At 70.1% G+C, this 22,485-nt stretch carries 18 protein-coding genes and 1 pseudogene; 11 read left to right on the plus strand and 8 right to left on the minus strand.

Translation table 11 applies throughout. The annotated features are described in order from the left end of the window. Positions 1–159 precede the first annotated feature (159 nt). Positions 160–1,422, minus strand: a complete 1,263-nt coding sequence (locus ACWD3I_RS24345; protein WP_365409170.1) for a molybdopterin-dependent oxidoreductase — start codon at positions 1,420–1,422, stop codon at positions 160–162. 114 nt (positions 1,423–1,536) lie between these two features. Between ACWD3I_RS24345 and ACWD3I_RS24350 the strand changes: the two genes are divergently transcribed. From ACWD3I_RS24350 to ACWD3I_RS24385, 8 genes are all read left to right on the plus strand, one after another. Further along, on the plus strand, positions 1,537–2,868 hold the full coding sequence (locus ACWD3I_RS24350; protein ID WP_365409173.1) for a hypothetical protein: 1,332 nt from the start codon (positions 1,537–1,539) through the stop codon (positions 2,866–2,868). A gap of 83 nt (positions 2,869–2,951) precedes the next feature. Next, on the plus strand, positions 2,952–4,847 hold the full coding sequence (locus ACWD3I_RS24355) for an SMI1/KNR4 family protein (RefSeq protein ID WP_365409176.1): 1,896 nt from the start codon (positions 2,952–2,954) through the stop codon (positions 4,845–4,847). Positions 4,848–5,215: 368 nt separating this feature from the next. Continuing rightward, the gene (locus ACWD3I_RS24360; RefSeq protein WP_365409179.1) at positions 5,216–6,883 is read left to right on the plus strand and encodes a TlrC/CarA/OleB/SrmB family ABC-F type ribosomal protection protein; all 1,668 of its coding nucleotides are present in this window, start codon (positions 5,216–5,218) and stop codon (positions 6,881–6,883) included. A 158-nt stretch (positions 6,884–7,041) separates the two neighbouring features. Beyond that, on the plus strand, positions 7,042–8,448 hold the full coding sequence (gene dctA / locus ACWD3I_RS24365) for a C4-dicarboxylate transporter DctA (RefSeq protein ID WP_365409182.1): 1,407 nt from the start codon (positions 7,042–7,044) through the stop codon (positions 8,446–8,448). Continuing rightward, positions 8,448–9,617: a glycerate kinase gene (locus tag ACWD3I_RS24370; RefSeq protein ID WP_365409185.1), complete on the plus strand. Its 1,170-nt coding sequence runs from the start codon at positions 8,448–8,450 to the stop codon at positions 9,615–9,617. Before dctA ends, ACWD3I_RS24370 begins: the two co-directional genes overlap by 1 nt. A gap of 24 nt (positions 9,618–9,641) precedes the next feature. Beyond that, positions 9,642–10,541 carry a LysR family transcriptional regulator gene (locus ACWD3I_RS24375; protein ID WP_365409188.1) on the plus strand — a complete coding sequence of 300 codons (900 nt, stop codon included), beginning with the start codon at positions 9,642–9,644 and terminating at the stop codon, positions 10,539–10,541. 130 nt (positions 10,542–10,671) lie between these two features. Continuing rightward, positions 10,672–11,757 (plus strand): tartrate dehydrogenase, encoded by a 1,086-nt coding sequence (locus tag ACWD3I_RS24380; protein WP_365409191.1) that lies wholly within the window; start codon positions 10,672–10,674, stop codon positions 11,755–11,757. Between the two features lie 192 nt (positions 11,758–11,949). Next, positions 11,950–12,975 (plus strand): tetratricopeptide repeat protein, encoded by a 1,026-nt coding sequence (locus tag ACWD3I_RS24385; RefSeq protein WP_365409194.1) that lies wholly within the window; start codon positions 11,950–11,952, stop codon positions 12,973–12,975. Positions 12,976–13,139: 164 nt separating this feature from the next. Here the strand turns inward: ACWD3I_RS24385 and ACWD3I_RS24390 are convergent, their stop codons facing one another. Beyond that, positions 13,140–13,640, minus strand: a complete 501-nt coding sequence (locus tag ACWD3I_RS24390; protein WP_365409197.1) for a helix-turn-helix domain-containing protein — start codon at positions 13,638–13,640, stop codon at positions 13,140–13,142. Positions 13,641–14,486: 846 nt separating this feature from the next. Between ACWD3I_RS24390 and ACWD3I_RS24395 the strand changes: the two genes are divergently transcribed. Then, entirely contained in the window at positions 14,487–14,657 is a 171-nt protein-coding gene (locus tag ACWD3I_RS24395) for a hydrophobic protein (RefSeq protein WP_307022079.1), read from the plus strand. Positions 14,658–14,730: 73 nt separating this feature from the next. Here the strand turns inward: ACWD3I_RS24395 and ACWD3I_RS24400 are convergent, their stop codons facing one another. The 3 genes from ACWD3I_RS24400 to ACWD3I_RS24410 form a co-directional block, all read right to left on the minus strand. Further along, positions 14,731–15,999 (minus strand): MFS transporter, encoded by a 1,269-nt coding sequence (locus tag ACWD3I_RS24400; protein ID WP_365409201.1) that lies wholly within the window; start codon positions 15,997–15,999, stop codon positions 14,731–14,733. A gap of 110 nt (positions 16,000–16,109) precedes the next feature. Further along, positions 16,110–17,261 (minus strand): GDSL-type esterase/lipase family protein, encoded by a 1,152-nt coding sequence (locus ACWD3I_RS24405; protein WP_365409204.1) that lies wholly within the window; start codon positions 17,259–17,261, stop codon positions 16,110–16,112. Positions 17,262–17,319: 58 nt separating this feature from the next. Further along, the gene (locus ACWD3I_RS24410; protein WP_365409207.1) at positions 17,320–17,868 is read right to left on the minus strand and encodes a YciI family protein; all 549 of its coding nucleotides are present in this window, start codon (positions 17,866–17,868) and stop codon (positions 17,320–17,322) included. 227 nt (positions 17,869–18,095) lie between these two features. Between ACWD3I_RS24410 and ACWD3I_RS24415 the strand changes: the two genes are divergently transcribed. Then, on the plus strand, positions 18,096–19,022 hold the full coding sequence (locus ACWD3I_RS24415; RefSeq protein WP_365409210.1) for a DUF1353 domain-containing protein: 927 nt from the start codon (positions 18,096–18,098) through the stop codon (positions 19,020–19,022). Positions 19,023–19,058: 36 nt separating this feature from the next. On the opposite strand, the gene ACWD3I_RS24420 is transcribed toward ACWD3I_RS24415, so the two are convergent. Both ACWD3I_RS24420 and ACWD3I_RS24425 read right to left on the minus strand, forming a co-directional pair. After that, a complete protein-coding gene (locus tag ACWD3I_RS24420) occupies positions 19,059–19,697 on the minus strand; it encodes a Rossmann-fold NAD(P)-binding domain-containing protein (protein WP_365409213.1) in 639 nt (212 codons plus the stop codon). After that, positions 19,694–20,374: pseudogene (locus ACWD3I_RS24425) on the minus strand (MFS transporter); the annotation flags it as partial. The pseudogene ACWD3I_RS24425 and the gene ACWD3I_RS24420, both read right to left, overlap by 4 nt. A 563-nt stretch (positions 20,375–20,937) precedes the next feature. Here ACWD3I_RS24425 and ACWD3I_RS24430 point away from each other — a divergent pair. Then, a complete protein-coding gene (locus tag ACWD3I_RS24430; RefSeq protein WP_451084177.1) occupies positions 20,938–21,411 on the plus strand; it encodes a hypothetical protein in 474 nt (157 codons plus the stop codon). Between the two features lie 89 nt (positions 21,412–21,500). Here ACWD3I_RS24430 and ACWD3I_RS24435 read toward each other — a convergent pair whose 3' ends face one another. Then, positions 21,501–22,406 carry a hypothetical protein gene (locus ACWD3I_RS24435; protein ID WP_365409219.1) on the minus strand — a complete coding sequence of 302 codons (906 nt, stop codon included), beginning with the start codon at positions 22,404–22,406 and terminating at the stop codon, positions 21,501–21,503. Positions 22,407–22,485 lie beyond the last annotated feature (79 nt).

Raw genomic sequence — 22,485 nt, forward strand, 5'->3', positions numbered from 1 at the left:
GCACCAGGTCGTGCAGCAGGGCCGCCCCCACGAACCACAGCGCCACCCCGAACCAGTCGCCGTCGAGCAGGCGCACGCCCGCGTAACCGGCGAGTGCGAACGAGCTGGCGAGCAGCAGGAGTTGAAAGGGACTTCCGACAGGAATCCGTGGTCGGCGCATCACAGGTCTCCGAACGTCAGCCGGGCCACCCACTTGGTGTTCAGGACACCGGGCGCGGCGGGCACGATGATCCGGGCCGGGTGGCCGTGGTCGGGGGACAGTTCCTCGCCGTTGACGTACAGGGCGAGCAGGGAGCGCGGATCGGCCACCTGGTTGGCGCGCAGGGCCGCCTTGCGGAACGATCCGCGCTGCTGGAGGGATTCGACGAAGACGTCCGGCGGGTCGTCCTCGTATCCGACGAGCGCCGCCAGGTCGCGCAGGCGCACGCCGCGCCACCACTGGTCCGAGGTCGACCAGCCCTCCACGCAGGCGATGGGCAACGCGGCGCTGTGCAAGGGCAGTTCGGCGAGCTGGGACCGGCTGAGCCGGACGGTGCCGGTGCGCCCCGTGACGACGAGCCGCCACGCGTCCTCGCCCGTCTGTGCCGGGGTGATCCCGGCGTACGCGGCGGTCTTGTTGATCTGGAAGCCGTTCGGGCCGCTGCCGGGCTCGTCGGCGCCGTGCGGTGCGAGCAGGGCGGTGCGCCGCAGCGGTCCGTCGAAGTTCTGCCCCACCGTCGTGGCGAACAGCAGCAGCGAGCCGCCCCCGACGAACCACAGGGCACCCCGCCGCGAGACGGTCGGCTCGGTGGGGCGCGGGGAGACCAGGTCGTTGCGCTCCTCCCGCAGCTGCCGCAGATTCCGCAGCGCCATCGGCAGCTTCAGCACCGCGTGCGCGGTGAACGCGGCGAAGAACACCCAGGCGCCGTAGAAGTGCAGCCGGTAGAAAGAGCCCGGGAAGATGTAGTCGAGCTGGACGTTGAGCACGCCCGTCACGAACTCGAACAGCCCTCCCCCGACCAGGAGCAGCAGCGAGATCCGCTCCAGGGCGTGCGTGAGGGAGCGGGCCGGCGGCAGGGTGAACAGCCTGGGCACCACCGACCACAGCTTGGCCAGCAGTACGGGGATCAGGGTGACGCCGAGGGTGACATGGACGCCCTGGTTGAGCCGGTACAGCCAGTGCGGGTCGGTCGGCCAGGAGAAGAGGTAGAAGCCGAGGACCCCCTTGTCCGGGGTCTTGTCGTTCACCGGCGACAGGTCCGGGTTGTAGGCGGCGTAGGAGACCAGTCCCGTCACGAACAGCACCGTGATGCCGACGAGCAGGACCAGACCCAGCACCGAGGTGAACCAGGGGCCGCGCAGCGCACTGCGCCAGAAACCGGGCGTGGACGGCAGCCGTGGGTCCGCTCGCAGGGAAAGGCGTGGGATGTCGGGGTCGCGCATGGCCCGACCGTAGGCCCGGACCACCCCATGAAAGGGTGCGCAACCCATGACGAAACGCTGACGTCCGGCCCGGGAGACGGCAAACGGCCGACCGGCCCGCCTAGCGTTCTCCGCGTGACCCGCTCCCTTCGCCGTGACCTGTACGCCGCCGGGGCCGCCGCCGTGCTGGTGACCGCCGCCGTGCTCATCGGCCGGCACATCCAGCACACGCACCACACCCTGTTCGTCGACTGGCCCCCGCTCCTGGCGTTCTGGGACCCCCATCTGGGCCCCGGCACCCCGGCCGCCGTACTCGTGGCGACCGCCACCGTGGTGTACGGCCCCGCCCTCGCCGCCCGTCTCCCCTGGCGTGCCCTGCTCACGCTGGCCTGGGCCACGGCCATGGCGTGGATCTGGTCCCTCGCCCTGATCGACGGCTGGCACCGGGGCATCGCGCGCAGGCTCACCACCCGCTACGAGTACCTCCAGGTCATCGACCGCTTCCACGACATCCCCGCCGCCCTGCGGGACTTCACCCACCACATCCTGCTCGGCTCCCCCGACCACTGGCCCGCCCACGTCGCCGGCCACCCGCCCGGCGCGACACTCACCTTCGTCCTGCTGGACCGGATCGGGCTGCGGGGCGGGGGCTGGGCCGGGGCATGGTGCATCACGGTCGGGGCGGCCGCCTGCGTGGCCGTACTGATCACGATCCGTGCGCTGGCCGACGAACAGCGGGCGCGGCACGCCGCACCCTTCCTGGTCCTGGCGCCGGCCGCCGTGTGGATGGGCACCTCGGCCGACGCGTACTTCGCGGCGGTGGCCGCCTGGGCGGTGGCGCTGCTGGCCCTGGCGATCACCCGGCGGTCCCTGTGGTGGGCGGGAGGTTCGGGGCTGCTGTTCGGCCTGACCTGCTATCTGTCCTACGGCCTGACGCTCGTCGCGCTGATCGGAGCCGCGGTACTGGTGCTCGGCACACGGGAACTGCGGGAGCGCCCGGCCGTGTTGGTGCCGCTGCTCGCCGGAGCGGCCGTGGTGCCGGCGGCGTTCACGCTCGCCGGGTTCGACTGGTGGGAGGCGTACCACCTGCTGGTCACGCGGTACTACGAGGGCGCGGGCGGCATCCGCCCCTACGGCTACTGGGTGTGGGCCAACCTGGCGTGCGCGGTGCTGGTCACCGGCCTGGCGACGGTGGCGGGGCTACGGCGGACGGGCGCGCTCCTGCTGCGGCATCGCACCGCCAGCCGTGCCGACGTCCGCCTCGGCGTTCTCGTGGCCGCCGCCCTTGTCGCCCTTCTGGTCGCCGACCTGTCCGGCATGAGCAAGGCGGAGACGGAACGCATCTGGCTGCCCTTCGCGCTGTGGCTGTACCCGGCGTGCGCGTTCCTCCCCCGGCCCCGTGCCTGGCTCGCCGCCCAGGCGCTGCTCGCCCTGCTCCTCAACCATCTGCTGCGCACCGGGTGGTGACCACCGCCCAGCACGCGGAACTCCCGCCGAGGCGCTCAAAGGTGGCACCGGACGTTGTCAGTGCCGGATGACACCATCCGGACATGAGTGGTGAGGCTTTCAACTGGCACGAGTTCCTGGGACGTTGGCAGGAGGAGTGGGTTTCGCGCGACGACGTGGACGAGGAAGAGGACGGCGGGCAGAGCGCGGGCCCGGGCCGAGCCGGGGCGGACGAGGCGGTGATCGCCGCGGCCGAGGAGCGGCTGGGGCGGCGACTGCCGGCCTCGTACCGGGAGTTCCTGGCCGTGAGCGACGGGTGGCACGTGGACCAGGCGGCCGGGATCTATCAGCTCGGCGGCGCCGCGGACATCGACTGGTTCCGCGACCCGTACGACATGACCCCGCTGTACGAGGAGAACCTGGGCAACAACCCACGCGAGGAGGACGTCCTGCTGGCCGGGATGTGGCAACGGGCGCTCCGGCTGGAGACGGACTCCGACATGTCGTACGCCCTGCTGGACCCGGGCGACACCGACCAGGACGGCGAGTGGGCACTCTACGTCTACAAGGGCTGGGGCGGTGAACTGCCGGACCGTTACCCGTCGTTCCGCGCGTACATGGAGGCCATGTACCGCGGCTTCCACTCCGACCGGGCGCAGAGATCCGACTTCGTGAACGCGACCACGCGCGTCCAGGACGCCCACGTGGCAGACGCCTACCTGCTGGCCCTGCAGGGACGGTACGAGGTGGCACTGTCCCTGCTCGAGGAGGCCCGGTCCTTCGGACGGCCACGCAGCGCTGTCCTGCTGAACCAGCTCCGGCACCTGCCGGCTCCGCGCAGCCCCCTGGATTACGGCAACCTGGTCGACGACCCGCGCTACCTGGCCGAGATCCTGCCCGTGGAAGCCATGACGCCGGCGCGCGGCGAATGGCGGCTGGGCGGGGACGACCACTGGCTCGGGATGATGGCCGCGCGCGGGGCAGACCGGCAGACCGCCGCGACCGTACTGGGCGCGCTGCGGGACGGTACCCATCGCTACGCGCCTCCCGGTCCTTGGGGGCGGGCCGTCGCCGAGGCCCGGGAGACGGCCCGCTGGGGGGCGACCGACGCCGCGTGGCGGGTGCTGCGGGAGGCGCTTCCCCGGTGGGAGACGCCCGGGCCCTCGCTGCTCGCCCCGATCGGCCTGCTCGCCGATCCGGTCCTGGGTCCGCTGGTCACGCCGGAGCGTGGGCGGGAGATCCTCGCGACACCACGGGCCGGACAGACGGGTCCCGTTCCGGAGCCGGTGCCCGATCTCGACCCGCCGGGCCTCGCCTGGCTGGCGGAGCCCGCGGCGAACCGGCTGTCGCCGGACGGATACCGCTGTGTCTGGGTGGAGGGGATCGACCCCGCCGGCCTGCCCGCCCTGATCGGTGAGGAAGGCGCCGAACTGAGCGGGCCCACGGATCCGCGCAGGGCGTCCTGGCAGGCACCCAAGCCCCATGAGCGGGAAGGCGTGGAACTCTGGGAGGACCGGCCCGTGGTCGCCGTCGGCCGCACCGCCGAAGCGTGGGCCTTCGCCTTCGACGGCCACTCCCACCACCATCTGAACAAGCTGTTCCTGTCCCCCGCTCAGACCGCCTCCTCGGCCGGCCGCGCGGTGGTGGTGTGGCGCGACCCGAGGCGCTCGTCACCGGGTGAGCGCTCGGCCGCGTTTCATCTGTCGGTGGCCGAACAGGGCGAGGAGCTCTACGCGTTCACCGTGCGGGGCACGGAGATCCGGCGCTCCGGGGCGATACCCGACGCGCTGGATCCCGCACGGCTGTTCCGCCCCGACGACACCGAGCTGGGCTGCGAACTGCGTGCGCTGGAAGCCCTGCACACCGAACTCGGGCTCTCACTCCCCCGGTTCGCGCTGACCCAAGGCAGGCTTCACACCTTCACCACCCGCTCCTGGACCCGGGCGCCGCGCGAGGGCGAGGGGTTCTCCTACCTCACCGTCGGACGGCTCCGGCACTGACCCCGGGCGGACGTGAGTCGCGCGGGCCGGTTCCGCCAGGGCCGTTCGGCCCCGCTTCCCGCCCGCACGGCCCATAGGACCCTGGGCGGGCCCGGAAGATCATGCCGGAGATGACGTGGGCCGGCCCCCGCACGCCCCTGCGGGGTCGCCCACGTCAGCACAGTGGCCCACGCCGGAGCGCCAACAACGCGATACGTATCGTCTTGTCATTCTCTTCGTCGTGCCGTACCGTCCTCCACATGGGTTCCCTGTGAGACAGCCGGCGCCAACCGCGTAGAGCACCGCTCCGCGGTTGCGCGCCCCGCGTGCAGCCACCCACCCCGATCCCGCCCCGGGCTGAAGCCCGCGCGGCCAGGAGGGACCCGATCGTGCACACCTCACAACTCACCCTTCACCACGTCTCCAAGCGCTACCCCGGCCGCGCCGTCCTCGACCAGGTCTCCTTCACGCTGAAGTCGGGCGAGAAGGCCGGGCTCATCGGTGACAACGGCGTCGGCAAGTCCACCCTCCTCCGGCTCATCGCAGGTCAGGAGAGCCCGGACAGCGGCGAGTTGACCGTGATGGCCGCCGACGGCATCGGCTATCTGCCGCAGAGCCTCCCCCTGCCCCCGACCGCCACCGTCCAGGACGCCGTCGACCTGGCCCTTGCCGACCTGCGCGCCCTGGAGGCGGAACTGCACCAGGCCGAACAAGCCCTGGGCGACAGCACGGACCCGGCACAACTCGCCACGTACGCCGTCCTCCTCGGCCGCTACGAGACCCGGGGCGGCTACGACGCGGACCACCGGGTGGACATCGCCCTGCACCACCTCGGCCTGCCCGCCCTGCGCCGTGAGCGCCGACTCGGCACCCTGTCCGGCGGCGAACGCTCCCGTCTCGCCCTGGCCGGCGTCCTCGCCGGCCGCCCGGAACTGCTGCTCCTGGACGAACCGACGAACGACCTGGACGATCAGGCCGTCGAGTGGCTGGAAGCACAACTGCGGGCGCACCACGGCACGGTGCTCGCGGTCACCCACGACCGCGTCTTCCTGGAACGCCTGACAACCACGGTCCTGGAGGCCGAGGCGGGGAAGGTCACCCGCTACGGCGACGGCTACGCCGGCTACCGCACGGCGAAAGCGGCGGAGCGCCACCGCCGACTCCAGGAGTACGGGAAGTGGCGCGACGAACTGGCCCGCAACGAGCGGCTGGCCGCCGGCCACGCCATCAGCCTCGACGCCATCCCGCGCAAGGCACCGCTGGCCAACTTCGGCCACGGCGGCTTCCGCGCCCGCGGCCGCGCCCACGGCGCGATGGCCCGAATCCGCAACGCCCGCGAGCGGGTCGAGAGGCTGACCTCGAACCCGGTGGCACCACCGCCGGACCCACTGGTCTTCCGGCCGCAGATGGGAACGGCGGGGCAAGCCACGGAGCTCCCCGCCGTCGAACTGTCGGACGTACGCATCGGAGACCGCCTCCACCTGGACTCCCTCACCCTCGGCCGCAGCGGACGGCTACTGGTCACCGGCCCCAACGGCGCCGGCAAGACCACACTGCTGCGGCTCCTCGCCGGCGAACTGCGACCGGACGAGGGCTCGGTGCAGGTGCCGGGCCGAGTGGGCCATCTGCGCCAGGACGAGACACCGTGGCCGCCGGGCCTGACAGTGACCGAGGCATTCGCGCTGGGGCGCGCGGGCTCCACCGACGAGCACGCGGACGCCCTCCTGGCCCTCGGCCTCTTCGATCCGGCACAACTGCGCTTGCGCATGGGCGAGTTGTCGTACGGCCAGCGCCGCCGCGTGGATCTGGCGCGACTGGTCTCGCAGCCCGCCGAGCTCCTGCTGCTCGACGAGCCGACGAACCACCTCTCCCCGGCGCTGGTCGAGGAACTACAGGAGGCGCTCACCGGCTATCCGGGGGCGATCGTGCTGGTCACCCACGACCGCGCACTACGGAGCTGCTTCCAGGGCGAGCATCTGCACCTGTCCCGCTCTTGCCTCGCAGCGGCGCTGCGGCCGGTCACCGGTCAGAGGGCTCGCCCGCCACGGGCTTCCTGAACCTGAGCCTCCTCGACCAAGCAAAGGGATCGATAGGCCACACCTATACGGGGCATCGATTTTTGGTCGTGGACCCCCCGCGCCGGACCCGGGTTCACTGTGGCCCAAAGCTGGCGCGGACCGATGGGGCTCGGTGTCGCGCGATCAGGGAGGTTGCAATGACGCATACCCCGGGCAACGGACGAGCCGAGCAGGCCGCGCGTATCGCGGCGAAGCCGTGGTATCGGCAGTTGTACGTCCAGGTGCTGGTGGCGATCGTGATCGGTATCGTGCTGGGCTGGAAGTGGCCTGATCTGGCCACCGACATGGAGCCGATCGGCACGACGTTCATCACGGCGATGAAGATGCTGATCGGACCGATCGTCTTCCTGACGATCATCGGCGGCATCGCCGGCGTCGCGGACCTGAAGAAGGTCGGCCGCACCGGGATCAAGGCGCTGACCTACTTCCAGGTGGGCACGATCGTGGCCCTGCTGACGGGTCTGGTGGCGATCAACGTCTTCCGGCTCGGAGACGGTGTGCACGCCGACCCCTCGACACTCCAGACCTCGGGCGACGCGAGCCAGTACGTCGAGCAGGGCGAACACCAGCACTGGTGGGAGTTCCTCACCAACATCGTGCCGGACAGTTTCTTCGGCCCGTTCGTCGAAGGGAAGATCCTCCAGGTGATCTTCCTGGCCGTTGTCTTCGGCGTCGCGATCAAGCTGGTGGGCAAGACCGGGGAGCCGATCATCGCGGCCGTGGGACGCCTGACCGAGGTCGTCTTCAAGGTCCTGTCCTTCGTGATGAAGGCCGCGCCCCTGGGCGCCTTCGGCGCGATGTCGTACGCCATCGGGAAGTTCGGCCTGTCCACACTCACCAGCCTCGGCTCGCTGATCCTCCTCTTCTACGTCACCTCGGCCCTGTTCGTCGTGGTCGTGCTCGGCGGTGTACTCGCCCTGTACGTGCGGCTGAACATCTTCCAGCTCTTCCGCTACTTCAAGGAGGAGTTCTGGCTGATCCTCGGCACCTCCACCGCCGAGCCCGCGCTGCCCGGACTGATGCGCAAGCTCCAGTTCATGGGCGCCGAGCGGTCCACGGTCGGCCTCGTCGTGCCGACCGGCTACAGCTTCAACCTCGACGGCGCGGCGATCTACCTCTCCCTGGCCACGCTGTACATCGCCCAGGCCACCGACACCTCCCTCTCCCTGGGGCAGCAACTCGGGCTCCTGGCCGTCATGTTGCTGACCTCCAAGGGCGCGGCGGGTGTGGCGGGCGGCGGATTCATCGCGCTCACCGCCACACTGTCGACGGTCGGTTCCGTCCCGGCCGCGGGCATCATGCTCATCTTCGGCATCGACAAGTTCATGTCGGAGTGCCGAGCCCTGGTCAACTTCTTCGGCAACGCCGTAGCCACCCTCTTCGTCGCCAAGTGGGAGAACGGCCTGGATCTGGAACGGGCCCGGGCGGTGCTGGCAGGCAAGGCGGGAGAACCCTCGCTCGCCGCAGAGCCCGAAGCCGAGCCTAGCGTCGTGCTCGACAAACAGCGCCCGGCCGCCGTACACCCCGCCGAGGTGGCCCCCTGATGCCGTCCGTCCTGATCGCCCCGGACAAGTTCAAGGGCTCCCTCACCGCCGACGCCGTGGCCCGCGCCGTGGCCGACGGAATCCTGGCGGCCTCCCCGCACACCCGCGTCACCCGGCTCGCCCTGGCCGACGGGGGTGAGGGCAGCGTCGCCGCCGCCTGCACGGGCCGCTTCCGTGCCGAGACGCTCATCGTGACCGGGCCCACCGGGCGGCCCGTCACGACCCGCGTCGCGGTCGAAGGCCGAACCGTCCTCGTCGAGGCCGCCGCCATCTGCGGCCTCGGCATGCTGCCGGACGGCCGCACGGCCCCGCTGACAGCCACCAGCCGCGGCATCGGCCAGGCCATCCAGTACGCGCAGGCGGGCGAGGCCGACACCATCGTCCTCGCCCTCGGCGGGGTCGCCACCACCGACGGCGGCGCGGGCCTGCTCCAGTCCCTCGGCGCCGTACTCTCCCGCGAGGACGGCACGCCGATCGGCCCCGGCGGCCAAGGACTCGCCGACCTCCACGCCGTCGACCTCGGCGAAGCCCGCGCCGCGCTCGCGGGAGTCGACCTGGTCCTCGCCACCGACGTGGACAACCCCCTGCTCGGAGCGCAGGGCGCCGCCGCCGTCTACGGCCCCCAGAAAGGGGCGACCGACAACGACGTACGCGAGTTGGACGCGGCGCTGACGGGGTTCGTACGACGGCTGGAGGCGGCCGGAGTCCCGGACGCGGCCGGCCTCGCCCGTTCCGCCGGAGCCGGAGCGGCCGGCGGGCTCGGATACGCCGGGATGCTGCTGGGCGGCCGGGTGTGCTCCGGCGCCGACTACTTCCTCACCCTGCTCGGCGCCGACGAACTGCTCGCGGACGCCGACCTCGTGGTCACCGGGGAAGGCAGCCTCGACGAGCAGTCCCTGTCGGGCAAACTGCCGGTCGCCCTTGCGAGGCGCGCCCGGCAGCGAGGCGTCCCCGTGCACGCCGTGGCGGGCCGCTGCACCCTGCCTCCGGAACGCACCGCCGCCCACTTCCGCTCCGTGCAGGCCCTGACGGACCTCACCGACCAGGACTGCGCCACCGACAGCACACTGTCCGCACAGCTGCTCACGCGGTACGGCCGTGCTCTCGCCGACCGCTGGATCGGCGGCTCCGGGGAGAAGGATGCGGCGGCTAGGTTGACCCTGACCTAGGACGAATCGATCGGCGGAGGCACCGTGGACGCGCGCCAGCTGGAGTATTTCCTGGCCATCGTGGAACACGGCGGCTTCAGCAGAGCCGCCGCCGCGCTCCACGTGGCCCAGCCGTCGCTGTCCCAGGCCATGGCGAACCTCGAAGCCGACCTGGGGGTCGCCCTCTTCCACCGCGTGGGCCGAGGTGTCGTCCTCAGCGAGGCCGGCACGGAACTGCTGGAACCCAGCCGCCGCGTCCTGCGCGACCTGGCCGCCGTCCGTGACACCGCCGCCGCGCTCGCCGGGCTGCACGGCGGCACGGTCGAGCTGGCCACCATGCCCTCGCCCGGCATCGAGCCACTGACCACCCTCGTCCACCGCTTCGCCGAGCTGCACCCGTCCGTGACGGTCAGCACCCAGGCCGCGTTCACCCCCGACGAGGTCGTCTCCCTGGTCCGCAGCGGGGCCTGCGAGCTGGGTCTGCTGGGGTCCTCGAGCCCCGTCAACCCGTCCGGGCTCGACGTCCTGCACGTCGAGGACCAGCCCTTCGTGGTCGTCGCCGCACCCGGCGGGGCGATCGAGGACGACGTCACCATCCGGCCCGAGGAACTGGCCGGACAGAAACTCATCGCCTCGCGCACGGGCAGCCTGATGCGCACCATCGTCGACGACATCACGGCGGGCGGCACCGGCACGGAGATCGTGACCATCGTCGACCACCGCACCTCCATCCTGCCGCTCGTCCTGACCGGCGTGGGCGTCGCCGTGCTGCCCTCCTCGTGGACCCGCCTGGCCCGCCGGTGCGGAGCCGTGGTGGCACCCATCGAGCCGACCGCCCACCTCCATGTGGCGATGGTCAGCCTGCCCGCGCACCTCACCCCGGCCGCGCGCGCTTTCCTGACCCTCACCAAGTCGCTCGCCCAGCGACGAGTTCGCGGCACCTGACGCCCAACCGGCCGAACGCACAACCGATCGGCCACGCCTATACGTCGTATCGAATCCACGTCTTGGACGTGCCACGAGGACGCTGTGTTGACTCGGAGCAACCGCAAAGACAGCGAGCCGGAGGCACCTCATGACCACCGCACCCCGCACGTTCCGCATCGCCGCCATCCCCGCCGACGGCGTGGGCAAGGAGGTCGTCGCCGCAGGACGCGCCGTCCTCGACGCCCTGGCCGAGGACTCCGGCGGGGCCTTCGCCTTCGACTGGCAGGAGTTCCCCTGGGGCTGCGAGTACTACGAGCGCACCGGCACGATGATGGACGAGGACGGCCTCGACCAGCTCAAGGACTTCGACGCCATCTACTTCGGCGCCGTCGGCTGGCCCAACGTCCCCGACCACATCAGCCTGTGGGGCCTGCGCCTGAAGATCTGCCAGAACTTCGACCAGTGGGCCAACGTCCGCCCCGTGCACTTCCTGCCCGGCGTGCAGAGCCCGCTGCGCAAGGCCGACGACACCGAGCTGGACTGGGTCGTCGTCCGCGAGAACAGCGAGGGCGAATACGCCGGGCTGGGCGGCCGCAATCTCGGCGGCCGCGGCCCTGGCGGTGAAGTCGCCGTCCAGTCCGCTCTGTTCACCGAAGTGGGCTGCGAGCGGATCATGCGGTTCGCCTTCGACCTCGCCCGTACCCGCAGCCGTCGCAAGGTCTCGTCGGTGACGAAGAGCAACGCGCAGCAGTACGGCATGGTCCTGTGGGACGACGTCTTCAAGCGCGTCGCTCTCGACTACCCGGACGTGGAGACGGAGAGCGTTCTGGTCGACGCGATGTCCGCGAAGTTCGTACTGAAGCCGGAGGACCTCTCCGTCGTCGTCGCCTCCAACCTCAACGCCGACATCCTCTCCGACCTCGGCAGCGCGCTGGCCGGCAGCCTGGGCCTCGCCGCCAGCGCCAACCTCAACCCCGAACGCCGCTTCCCCAGCATGTTCGAGCCGGTCCACGGCTCCGCACCGGACATCGCCGGACAGGGCCTGGCCAACCCGATCGGTGCGGTCGGCAGCGCCGCCCTGATGCTGGAGCACTTCGGCCTGCCCGACCAGGCGGCCCGACTGCAGAAGGCGATCGAGACGACGACGGGCGCCGGCATCCTCACCCGCGACGTCGGCGGCACGGCCTCCACGGAGGACGTCACCAAGGCGCTCATCGACGCACTCAACGCCTGATCTCGCTCCCCTCGGACACGGGGCCAGTTCCAGCCGGACGGGCTCGTCGCGGTCGCCGGTGCAACGCACCGTCGACGACCTGCCCGGCACCGGGGATGCCGACTTGGAGCACACACTCCCTTCAGGCTCGAGACTATGGTCGTGCACATGACGCGCAAGCGAAGGCACGACGATGGGACGTGGAGTCGTCCCATGCCGGAGTTGGTGCTCTCGGCTCAGGAGGAAACTCTGCTCCGAACCGCTGCTGAGCGTGGTGACATCTTCGCCAGCTGGCGCCTCGGCCGTGCGCTGCTGGCGGTGGACGACAAGGCGCAGGAAGCGCGGCATTGGCTGACGGCCGCAACCCGTGCCGGGCACCGCGAGGCCCGCATCCGACTCGCGTGGCTGGATGCGGGCCGGAGGCTCTATGGCTCCGACCGCAGGCCCGAGGTCGATCAGTGGTTCCGGCGCGCCGCCGCCACTGAGGGCCACATGGCCAACATGGCCGACTACCGCGGACGCCACCGAGAGGCGCTGCTACGCGAACTCGCCGCAGCTGGGGATGCCTTGTCCGCCAACTACCTGGCGATACAAGCCGGCAGGAACGGGGATACCGACGCCGAGGTGCGCTGGTACGCCCGAGCCGCCGAACTCGGGGACGACGCCTCGCCACTCCTTCAGGGACGAGCTCTGGAACAACAGGGCAGACTGGAAGAGGCGGAGGATGTATACCGGCGCGCCGTCGCCACCGCAGACGCCTCGACCGGACATGGGGCCTCCGCCAGGTACCTGCTACGTGAGGTGCTTCGAAGCCAGCACAAACCCGTCCCCGCCGACCTCCAGCACGTCGAGCCGCCCCCGCCCCAGTTTCGTGGAGAGCCCACGCACACGATCGTGGCGACCGCCGTCGTGACCACGGCACTCGTCCCGTTCATCCAAGCACTCGCCACCAAGGCAGCCGAGGAAGCCTACGGCGCCGCCCGCTCCCTCATCAGCCGACTGCTGCACAGCGACCAGCGGGCCACGACCCCTCCCCCTTCCGGCCCGGTCTTCTACGTCCTGCAAGACCCCCAGTCAGGCACACACCTCGAACTGCGCACCGGCCGCCTCGACGACGAAGCGCTGCACGCGCTCACCCTGACCGACCTGGAAACGCTCGCTGCCCCGGACCCCGCAGGAGGAACCGTCACGATCCGCTGGGACGACTCGGTGGGACTGTGGCGACGTCACGTCGATTGAGCCGCAGTGGTAGCGGCGCGGCCGGCGCATGGTGCCGCTGACGTGGGTCTGCGGACGGCCCGCGCCTCGGGCCGAGAGGTACACCGTCTGTACCAGCCGACCGCAGGGAGCACGATCTGGGCGCACAGCGTTCATGGGCGTGTACCAGAGCCGCGACAGCGCCTCTACCGAGTCAGGGGCGACGACATGGTCAACCCGCTGACGAGTTGGGCGAATTCGGTGCGCTGCCCGGTGGTCAGGGTGGCGCAGAGCGGTGCCTGCAGCTCGGTGGTGAGTCGTTCGGCACGTTGCCCTTGCGGGAGGAGGGCCGCCGTTGCGGGGACTGGTGCTTCCCAGCCGTAGTGGGCTGCCTGCTCGGTGCCGAGGTTGATGACCACGGCCGCCTGGGCGCTCGGTCCGGACAGGCGTACCGCGGCCAGGTGGCAGGCGCCGCGGTGCTCTCGCAGCACGTGGATGCGCGGCATGGCCGCACCGACGGGGTCCTTGTCGGGGCAGGGCTGTGCGCGCCGGCCGGCGAACAGCGGCAGTGCGTCCGCGTCGGCGGCGTCGATCAGCTGCTGCGCCAGCCGGTTGAAGTGCTCCACGCCGACGTCACCGGAGATGTGGGTGCGTGCCCACTGCCGGCTCGCCTCGGCGTGGCAAGCGGCGACAGCCTCTGCCGGCATCACGGCCCGTCCGGCGAGCCGGCCTGCGGAGATCAGGCCGAACCGCCGTCGACCCGACCACAGCCGGGATCCGCACCTCGCCCATCGAGGACCACCCGATCCACCGCTCGCTGTTCGCCGCGACCCGCCGCACCAACACGGCGAACCCCACGATCACCGCTGTCGTCACCTCGCTGCGAACAGCCGCTCAGCACGGTCGCGAACCTGATGGGGTTCGAGCCGCTCGCCGACGGTGAACGGCCATGCTTCTGATTGCTTCCGGTCACATCCGAGGGCCTCGTCCTGGACGCTGAGATTCGCCGCCGTTCCCCGGACGGTCGGGTGCCGGCACAGCTCCCATAGCGGCGCGGGGAACTGCTCCGTCAGGAACGAGTCTTCCGATGGGCCAGGACGGCGAAGACCGCCAGAACCACTCCGCTGACTGCGGCGATCACTCCGAGCGGGATCGGCACAACATCGCCAGTAAGAATTCCTGCAACGCACGCACACATCCCTCCGGCGATCGAGACCGCAGAGAAGGCTCGCACTCCTCCTATTGCCTCATCCATCGATGCACCCTTGTGCCGCATTCCACCACCGCTCTCTACGGGTTCGGAGAAAAACCGTTGGACAGGGAAGGAATTGTCGCACCACAGCGAGATACAGGGCCGCAGTACCCTGTTCTCGCTATTCCTCACGCGTTGTCCTGCCCGTGGAGTTGAAGCGGAACCTGGAAGCCCACTCGGCCTGCCGGGTAACGCCGGGAGAAACTGGGTTGAGTGCCCGCACAGGCACTGGATAAACCAAGGAAATCAACCGCGTGTTCCTGAATTCGCCGGGCACTAGGAGCTACGGAGGTTGATAACTATGGTTCCCCTGCTTCTCGTTCTTCTGCTGGCTCTGGTTCTCTTCGGCGCGGGTTTCGCTCTGAAGGCACTGTGGTGGATCGCGGTCATCGTGCTGGCCGTCTGGCTGCTGGGCTTCGTCATGCGCTCCGCGGACACAGGTGGCCGCAGGGGCCGCTGGTATCGCTGGTAACCCGCCACTCGGCACCGTGTCAACGAGCAACGCCCCTGCCATCGGGCAGGGGCGTTGCTCGAGATGGTCTGCTTCAGGATGCCTCTTGGTCGACGGGCTTCTCGACCTCGGTGGTCACCCGCGCCCCTCGGAAGAGCACCGGAAGCCACAGGAGACAGGCCAACAGGGGGACCGCGGCGTAGGCGGCCATGCCCACACCGGAGCCCAGCCCGTCCATGAGCGCGCCGAGGACGAGATAGCCGATGCCGATGAGTGCCGACTCCACGAATGCGATCATCGACAGCAGGCTCGCCCGGTGGCGCGACGGCACGGCCTCGTTGAACACGTTGTCCACGATCACGGCGGTGATCTCGGGAATCCCGACCAGGGCCAGGAACGCGGCGATGGTGACCCAGACAAGGCCGAGGCCGCTCAGGGCCAGTGCCGCGGCGAGCGTCAGGAGGGACACCGGGACGATGACCCGATACCCGATGCGCCGGTCCGCGCGGTCCGACAGCAGCGGAGTGAGCCCGCCGGCGAAGAATCCCGCCGATATGACCACGCTGACCCATGCGGTGCCCGCTCCCTGATCGGAGAGGGTCTTCTGCGTAAAGATGATGTACGGCGTCAAAGTCGCATGCATCAATCCGGACACCACGGCAAGCGTCACGAGCGCCGGCGTGGCGACCCGGAGCATCGCCCGCCATGCTGTGGCGTCGCCGTGCCCCTCGGCTCCCTCCTGCTCGTCCACCGCGTCCGCGCCGCGGATCTCGGGCACCCGTGACATCAGCACCACCACGGCCAGGGCGAGGCACGCCGCCGAACCGCCGTAGACGACTCCCCAGGAGATCTGCTGCAGTTGGCCGCCGAGGACGATGGCGGCTCCCGAGGTGACCGTCCCGAGCATGGTGAACCGGGACTTGATCTTGATGTAGCCGGCCGTTGCGCCACGACGCACGAGCAGGTCGTACAGCAGGGCGGTGTCCGAGCCGGACACACATGCCATGCCCACGCCCTGGCCGACGAACAGCGCCAGGAACACCCAGTAGTTGGAGAACGTCGCCTGGCCGAACAGGCATCCAGCTATCAGCATCTGGCCGATCACGATGCCGGCACGCCTGCCGATTCGGTCGGCGATGACTCCCGTCGGCACTTCCGCGAGTCCGCTGACCAGGTAGAGCAGTGTCTGCAGGAGGGCCACTTGCCCGGCGGAGAAGCCTCGCTGATAGAGGAAGATGACGAATACGCCACGCTGGAACAGCGAGTTGGCGAGCACGGCGTATACGTAGAACGGGCGCGTGACGCTGCGTACTGCATCGTCGACTGCAGCCGACCCGCCAGGGGCCTGCGTGGTGCCGGTCATCCTGCGGGCTCCCTGGTGACTCCGGTGATCATTCGTGTGGGGCCTCCGCCGCCGACCCGAACCTCCACGGCGATCTCAAAGTCCTCGCTCCGGTGCGAAGCCCAACTGTCTCAGCGGAAAGGACCGTCGGCCGCGAAGGCGTGAGCCGCAAAGCGCTTGCCTATCCGACGGTATGCGGCGGCGGTGGGGTGAAGGCCGTCGGCCAGGTCATCTACCTCGTCGGGGCCGAGCAGCTCGCGTCCGTCGAGATGGTGGAGATGAGGATCGGACGCCTGTCGTGCCGCAGCGATCCGGGCCAGCTCGGCACGGACGACCGCCAGCGACAATGCCCCGCCTGCCACATCGGCCGGGTCGCCCAGGGCAACGAGTCTCCCGTCCGGGCCGGTCGCGGTCGGCCCGGGAGCCTCCTCCAGGGCCGGACAGCTCACCGGAGAGACCAACAGCAGCGGGGTGTCCGGGTGTCCGTCCCGGATCGTGTCCAGGAACCCGTGTACCGCCGGGCCGAACGTCCGCCGCCGGAAGGCGGACAGGCTCACGATGTTGATGCCCACCTTGAGGCTGATCAGGTCAGCGGGCGTATCGCGGATCGTCCGGGCGACGTAAGGATCGAGCAGCGCGTTGCCCGCCTGGCTGAGGTTGATCACCTCCACCCCTCCGAGCGCGGCTGCCACCACCGGCCAGGTCCCGGTCGGGCCGTCGGCCTCGATGCAGTGGCTGAGGGAACTGCCGTGGTGCACCCAGCGGCGCCGCCCGTCCGGCAGCGGTGCCAGCACGTCGCCGTCAGCGCGCAGTGCCACCAGTTCCGTTGGGGTCTGCTGTGGTAGCCACAACTCGACGCTCTTCATGCCGGCCGGCAGCCCGGCGAAGCGTACGGTCCCTGGCTCGCCCGGAATGAGCCGCTGTACGGCCCCGGGGCCCGCCATCCGCAGCACGTTGCCCACCGGCGCCTGCTGACGTCCGGCCAAGGCGCCGTCCACCAGCAACTCCAGCATCCCGGTCGGGCGGGGATAGGGGTCGGAGTCGAGCTGGCCGGTGGAGGTGAGTACCTCCACCTCCAATGCGCGCGCATCAGTGCGGAACACCAGCCGCACGCCCGAAGGCATCAGGGTCACCCCGTAGACCGACGGGTCCTGGTACTGCTCCTTGGTCCACGCGGGCAGCCGGCGAGGCATCACCCCTGCCTGTGTGGTCTCCAGGTCCAGCGCACCCCGTAACTCCACCGGCCCGCCCACCAGTGGAACCGCCCGCAGCGCCACCGTCACCGCTCCTGTCCCAGGTAGACGTGGACCGGAGACGACATCAGCCCGGTGCCTTCGTGCCTCATCGGCGCCCGCCGAACTCCCAGTCGTGGACCTCGATGTCCGCGTACCGTCCGGGAGTCAGGACGGCGCGTGCCGTGTCCGGGTCCGGGGCCCTGAGCAGCACCGCCGTACCCAGCCAGGTGTCGCCGTCGTCGGACAGCAACGGCCCGTACGCGACCAGCTCGTCCCGGTCCTGCGGCAGGGCGAGGTCGGCGGCCGGGCCCTCGCCGAGGCCGAGCACCAGGTAGCGGTTGCCATCGGTCCGGCCGCCGGGGAAGTCCCACATGGTGCGCCCCAGCACGTTGCGCCACCGGCGCAGCAGCACGTCCCGGTACGCGCCGGCCTGGTAGTTGGGCTCGTCGAAGGCGAACGCCCGGGCGGCGGCGGGATCGGGCAGGTCGACGATGTGCACGCTGCCGGTGGGGGTTTCACCGTCATCGGCGAAGGTCGGGCCGCGAGCGATCAGCTCCTTCGCGTACCGGTCCATGTAGGACCAGTGCTCCTCCAGCAACTCCTCGCGCAACGCCAGGGAACCGGGCCTATCACGGTGGTAGCAGAAGAACTCCATGACCACAGACCCTTCCCCATCAAGGGGACGATCACAACTGGCTTTTGGCGGCAATGACTTCGCGCTCCGCACGGTCGCGGGGCAGGATGCCTGACCCACCCGGGCGCGCAGTTGGCGCAGGGAGCCGATGGACACTTCCGGGTGACTGACCACGGGGAAAATGAGTAGCGGCAGTCACCCGTCGGAAGGATTGGAACAGGAACCGGTCTGGCACGAAGGAGGCGCTCATGGCTGTATCTGGCGAAGGTGGCCCGATCGCCCAGGAACCGCGCCGGTTCTACGACGGTGGCATGGACGCTTCGGCGGGACAACCGGAAGTCCTGCCCGACCCCGGCTCCGATGCCCGTATCGAACTCGAGCGGGTCATCGTGGGCCGCCACGAGTACTTCATGATGCAGCGCCGCATCGCATACCGCGACCGGCACCTGGGCGAGCTCCTGGTGCCGCGGGAGACCGGTACTTTCTGCACCGACCTGACCTCGGTTCCCGCGTTTCTCACCTGGCTCGTGCCGAAGACCGGCGAGCATCTCCCGGCCACGTTGCTGCACGACGGACTGAGCCACCCGGAGGGTGTCCCGGAGTACATCTCGACCGACGGCAAGGTCGTGCGGCGTGCGGAAGCCGACCGCGTACTGCGCGATGCGATGGCGGACGCCGGCACTGCGCTGATCCGGCGGTGGCTGATCTGGTCAGCGGTGACGATGTCGACCATGTGGCGCGGTGAGGGAACGAACTGGCCGACGTGGCTGAAGTGGCGCTACCGCCTGATCGTGGGCCTGACCGGCTTGGGAATCCTGCTGCTCGGCACCTGGGCGACCATCGACCTTTTCGACGTCGAGATCTCCTGGCTCGGCGATCTGTGGTGGATGGGGAACCGGCCGTGGTGGGAGGAACTCGTCGGCGGAGTGACGGCGGCAATCGTGTTCTCGGTGGGCTGGGCGGTGACCTGGGGACGCTTCTGGAAGGCCGGCGCGGTCGTCGGGGTGAGCCTGGCGGTGCTGTTGCACGTCACGGCTGCGCTACTCATCATCTCCGTGATGTACCAGGTGGCGGAGCGCTTCACGAAGAAGGCTCCGAAGGCGGCATGCATGCTGGTGTGGCTCGGGCTGCTGGCGGCACTGGCCGGATTCATCGCGGTGCTGGCGACTCCATGAGGCACGGCCCACTGGACAGTTCACCGCCGGCTTCGCTCACGTCACGGGCGTGAACTCGGGCAGGGTGAGGGCGGAATGGGCCGGTCGGCCCTCTCCGGAAGGCATGACGCTGAGGCTGCGCAGCATGTCGTTGCGCTGCTCCACGGCTCGGGCGGTGGTGGGGAGGAATATGGCGTCGCCCTCGCCGACCTGGTCCTGGTTCACCGTCACGAACTCACGGATGTCGTGTTCGTAGGCGGCAATGTCTGCGCCGGAGCCCTGTCGGGTGAGGAACGAGGGCGCGTACGCGGCGTCGCCCACGAGCGTGACCCTGCCCTTGGACCAGCGGGGCATACGCAGTACATCAAGGTCGCGTCCGGCTACACCGCCGATCACGGTGTGCGGGTTGACCGCGGCGCCGTCCGCGTCGAGGAAGGTCAGCAGGCGCAGGTCGATCTGTGCGTTCCGCAGTTGCGGCAGGATGCCCATCCTGCGGACGACCTCGAGTGCGGTGCCGCGCACGTCGATGGGGTAACCGCCGCCGTGCAGTGCGCTCGCCTTCTCGACCACCGTGACCGTGAAGCCGTAGCGGTTCAGCCAGAACGCGAGGGCAGGCCCCTCGATGCCGGCCCCGGATATCAGGACCCTGCCCCTCGCCATGGTGTTGATATGCCTCGACAGAACGGCGTGGGTCATTCCTTGCCTCCTTTGCTCATGGTGCACGCGACAAGCAGGGACAGCGCCGTGAAGCCGCCGACGATGGCGAAGCCGGTGCCGAAGGCTGATTCGGCCGGGACGTCCGACCCGGCGGGGGTGGTGGCGGTGAGGATCGCATCGCCGGCCTGGACACCCGACACCGCGCACGCGAGTCACCAGGACCAGGCTGGTGGCGATAGCGGTGTCGCCTCGGTCGACGGACGTGGCGGTGCTGGTCACTATCGCGGTGATGCACAGGCCGTTGGCCCGCGCGATCATCATCTTGCCGATGGCGAGGTGCCAGATCTCAGTGTCCGCGGCGGCCATCGCGATCAGGCCGGCAGTCAGGAGGGCGATCCCGGCGGTGCCGACGGCACGCGAGCCGTGGCGCCGCGTCCCGAGTCCGCTGATCGGTCCGGCCGGCGAAGCGGCCACGGCGCCGGGCCGCAGGTAGAAGCCGATCTCGGTGGCGCCTGCCCCGAACCCGTACGCGTGGGCAGGCACGCGAGCAGCTGCCGGACGAGGTAGACCGGCATCGCGGTGCCGACGCAGTTCACGAACGTCAGCGCACAGGACTTCCCCACCTCGTGCCGTGCCGGCATGCAGAGATCGACCATCGGCGAGGGCGCCCGACGCTCGACGGCTGTCCAACCGGTCGCGAAGGCGGCCAACACCACGTACCGAACCGTGGAGGACCGCGAGGACCAGCCACTCAGGTCACGCTGTGCAACCGCCCAGTGGAGCTGACGCAAGGCGCACCCGCACCGAAATTCGAGAACCCGGACGACGAAGACGAAGCAGACCTGACCTGTTTCAGTAGAACTACGCAATCCTCTACGGGCTTTCACCGCAAGCGGCACGCGGCGCGTGCGAGGGGCGACGGCGTGTGTGACGCTGTGGCAGGCAGCATGGTCGATTGCTTGTGAGCACACGGCTCCGTTCCCGAACCGACTCGCTGGTGGACCTCCTCATCCGGCCCTGCAGGTCCGCCCGGTGAGGGAAAGCAGTCTCGAAGCAGGCGGGGGAACTCATGGGAAGCGCACGCACGTTCGTCATACCGGCCGCGGCAGTGGCAGCGCTGCTCACAGTCTCGGGATGTTCGGACGACAAACCGACCGCCAAGGCGACGGCAACCGCTTCCCCGTCTGAGCTCGCTCACTACACGGCTGCTCCCGACCCGACCACTCCGACGCCGAGCCTGACGACGGCCGCGCCCACACAGTGCGTGAAGACCACTGGCATGAGCGTCGAAAAACTCACCGACTATCTCAAGGAACTGCCCAGCAGCAGCGGCGCATACCAGTCCACGGGCTTGACCCTGGACGCCTCCGGCCTGAACTTCACCCCGGAGGCGATCCAGAGGCCCTGCAAGGCAGTCACGGTCAAGCTCGCCCGCTACTGGATCGAGTTCAAGAAGACGAGCGAGGAGACCATCGTCACCCCGGCCCGCTACGAGTACCAGTACACGCCGATCAGCGTCACCTCCGTCAAAGCCGGCCCGCAGGACGGCAGAGCCCCCGACACCGCGCCGCCGGGAGGCTCCGACTGCCAGGGCTCGCTTTCGGTGGTCTACCTCGGCGAAGACATTCCGCAGGAGTACCTGCCGTCCGGCCTGAAGCTGACCGATTCGACAGCCCCTGTCCCGATCGAGGTTGCCGGAGCCGGAGTGCTGTCCGCGCTCTACGTCTCGCCCATCAGCTTGGAGTCCTGCTGACCACCGATGCGAGTGGCCCCCTGGCAAGGGATCGTGCTGTCCCCTGCCGGGCGGCCGCCCTGCCTGGGCGCCAGGGCATGCTCGCCAGGTCAGTCGCCGCCCCCGAAGTCGCCGCCGTCACCACCGCCGTACGTATCCACGTCCGCCAGGCCGCCGATGTCGTCGTCGACCTCTCCCGGTCCCTTGCGGGAGCGGGGTGACTGCGAGGGTCGGCGGCGGCCCGCACCGGACTTCCCCTTACCCCGACCGGGCTTGGAGAACACGGCCAGCGAGACCCTGAAATCGGTCTCGAAGCTCTCATCGGCCAGCGCCTGCGAGACGGCGGCGCGGCAGCGGCGGGTGAATCGGGGCCAGGGACGGGACATCTCCGGCGGCCACAGCCCCGCGAGAGGCGCCAGGGCGGCCCACACCGCCATCCACACGGTCGTCCACCACCCCGGGTCCTGGTCGGGCAGCCCCGGCACCCCGTGGCGCGCGATCATCGCGTGCATGGACATGCCGAACGCCACCGTGAAGGCGGCGGTCGCAGCAGGCACGCGGTACCTGCCGAATCGTTCGCGCAGGGGGGCGCGACGGGCCTCCAGGACCGTCCGGAACCTCTTGAAGCGCGGCTCGGTGCGGAGTTGCAGGACCGTGGCGCTCCCGTGTCGGCGCATGCCGGCCACGAGTGCCGCGAGCACCGGGTCCGCGAGTGATCGGGACCGCCCGGGCGTCAGGGTGACCCGGCCGTCCTTGTCGACCTCGGCGTCTCCGGCCGCGATCAGCAGGCGTACGGCCACCTCGGCGGCGTACCACTCCTGCTGTGCCGGCGCGTTCTCCCAGGAGGCGCCGAGCCACCAGGCCGCCTGGATCGGGTCCACATCCGCGCCGTCGCTCTCCGCGAGGAACCGTCGCTCGGATCGCGTCCGCCTGCGGAAGGACACGAACAGCGCCCCGTTGAACCCGGCCAACGCCAGCAGCCAGCCGCCGGCGATCCATGCCATCCCCTCGCTCATGTCAGCCGCCCCGTTCCCCGCCCGGCAACGCCCGACGGCTCCGCTCGATTCATGAGACGACCTCCTCGGAGGGCGTCCA

It is taken from the genome of Streptomyces sp. NPDC002817 (assembly GCF_053592055.1).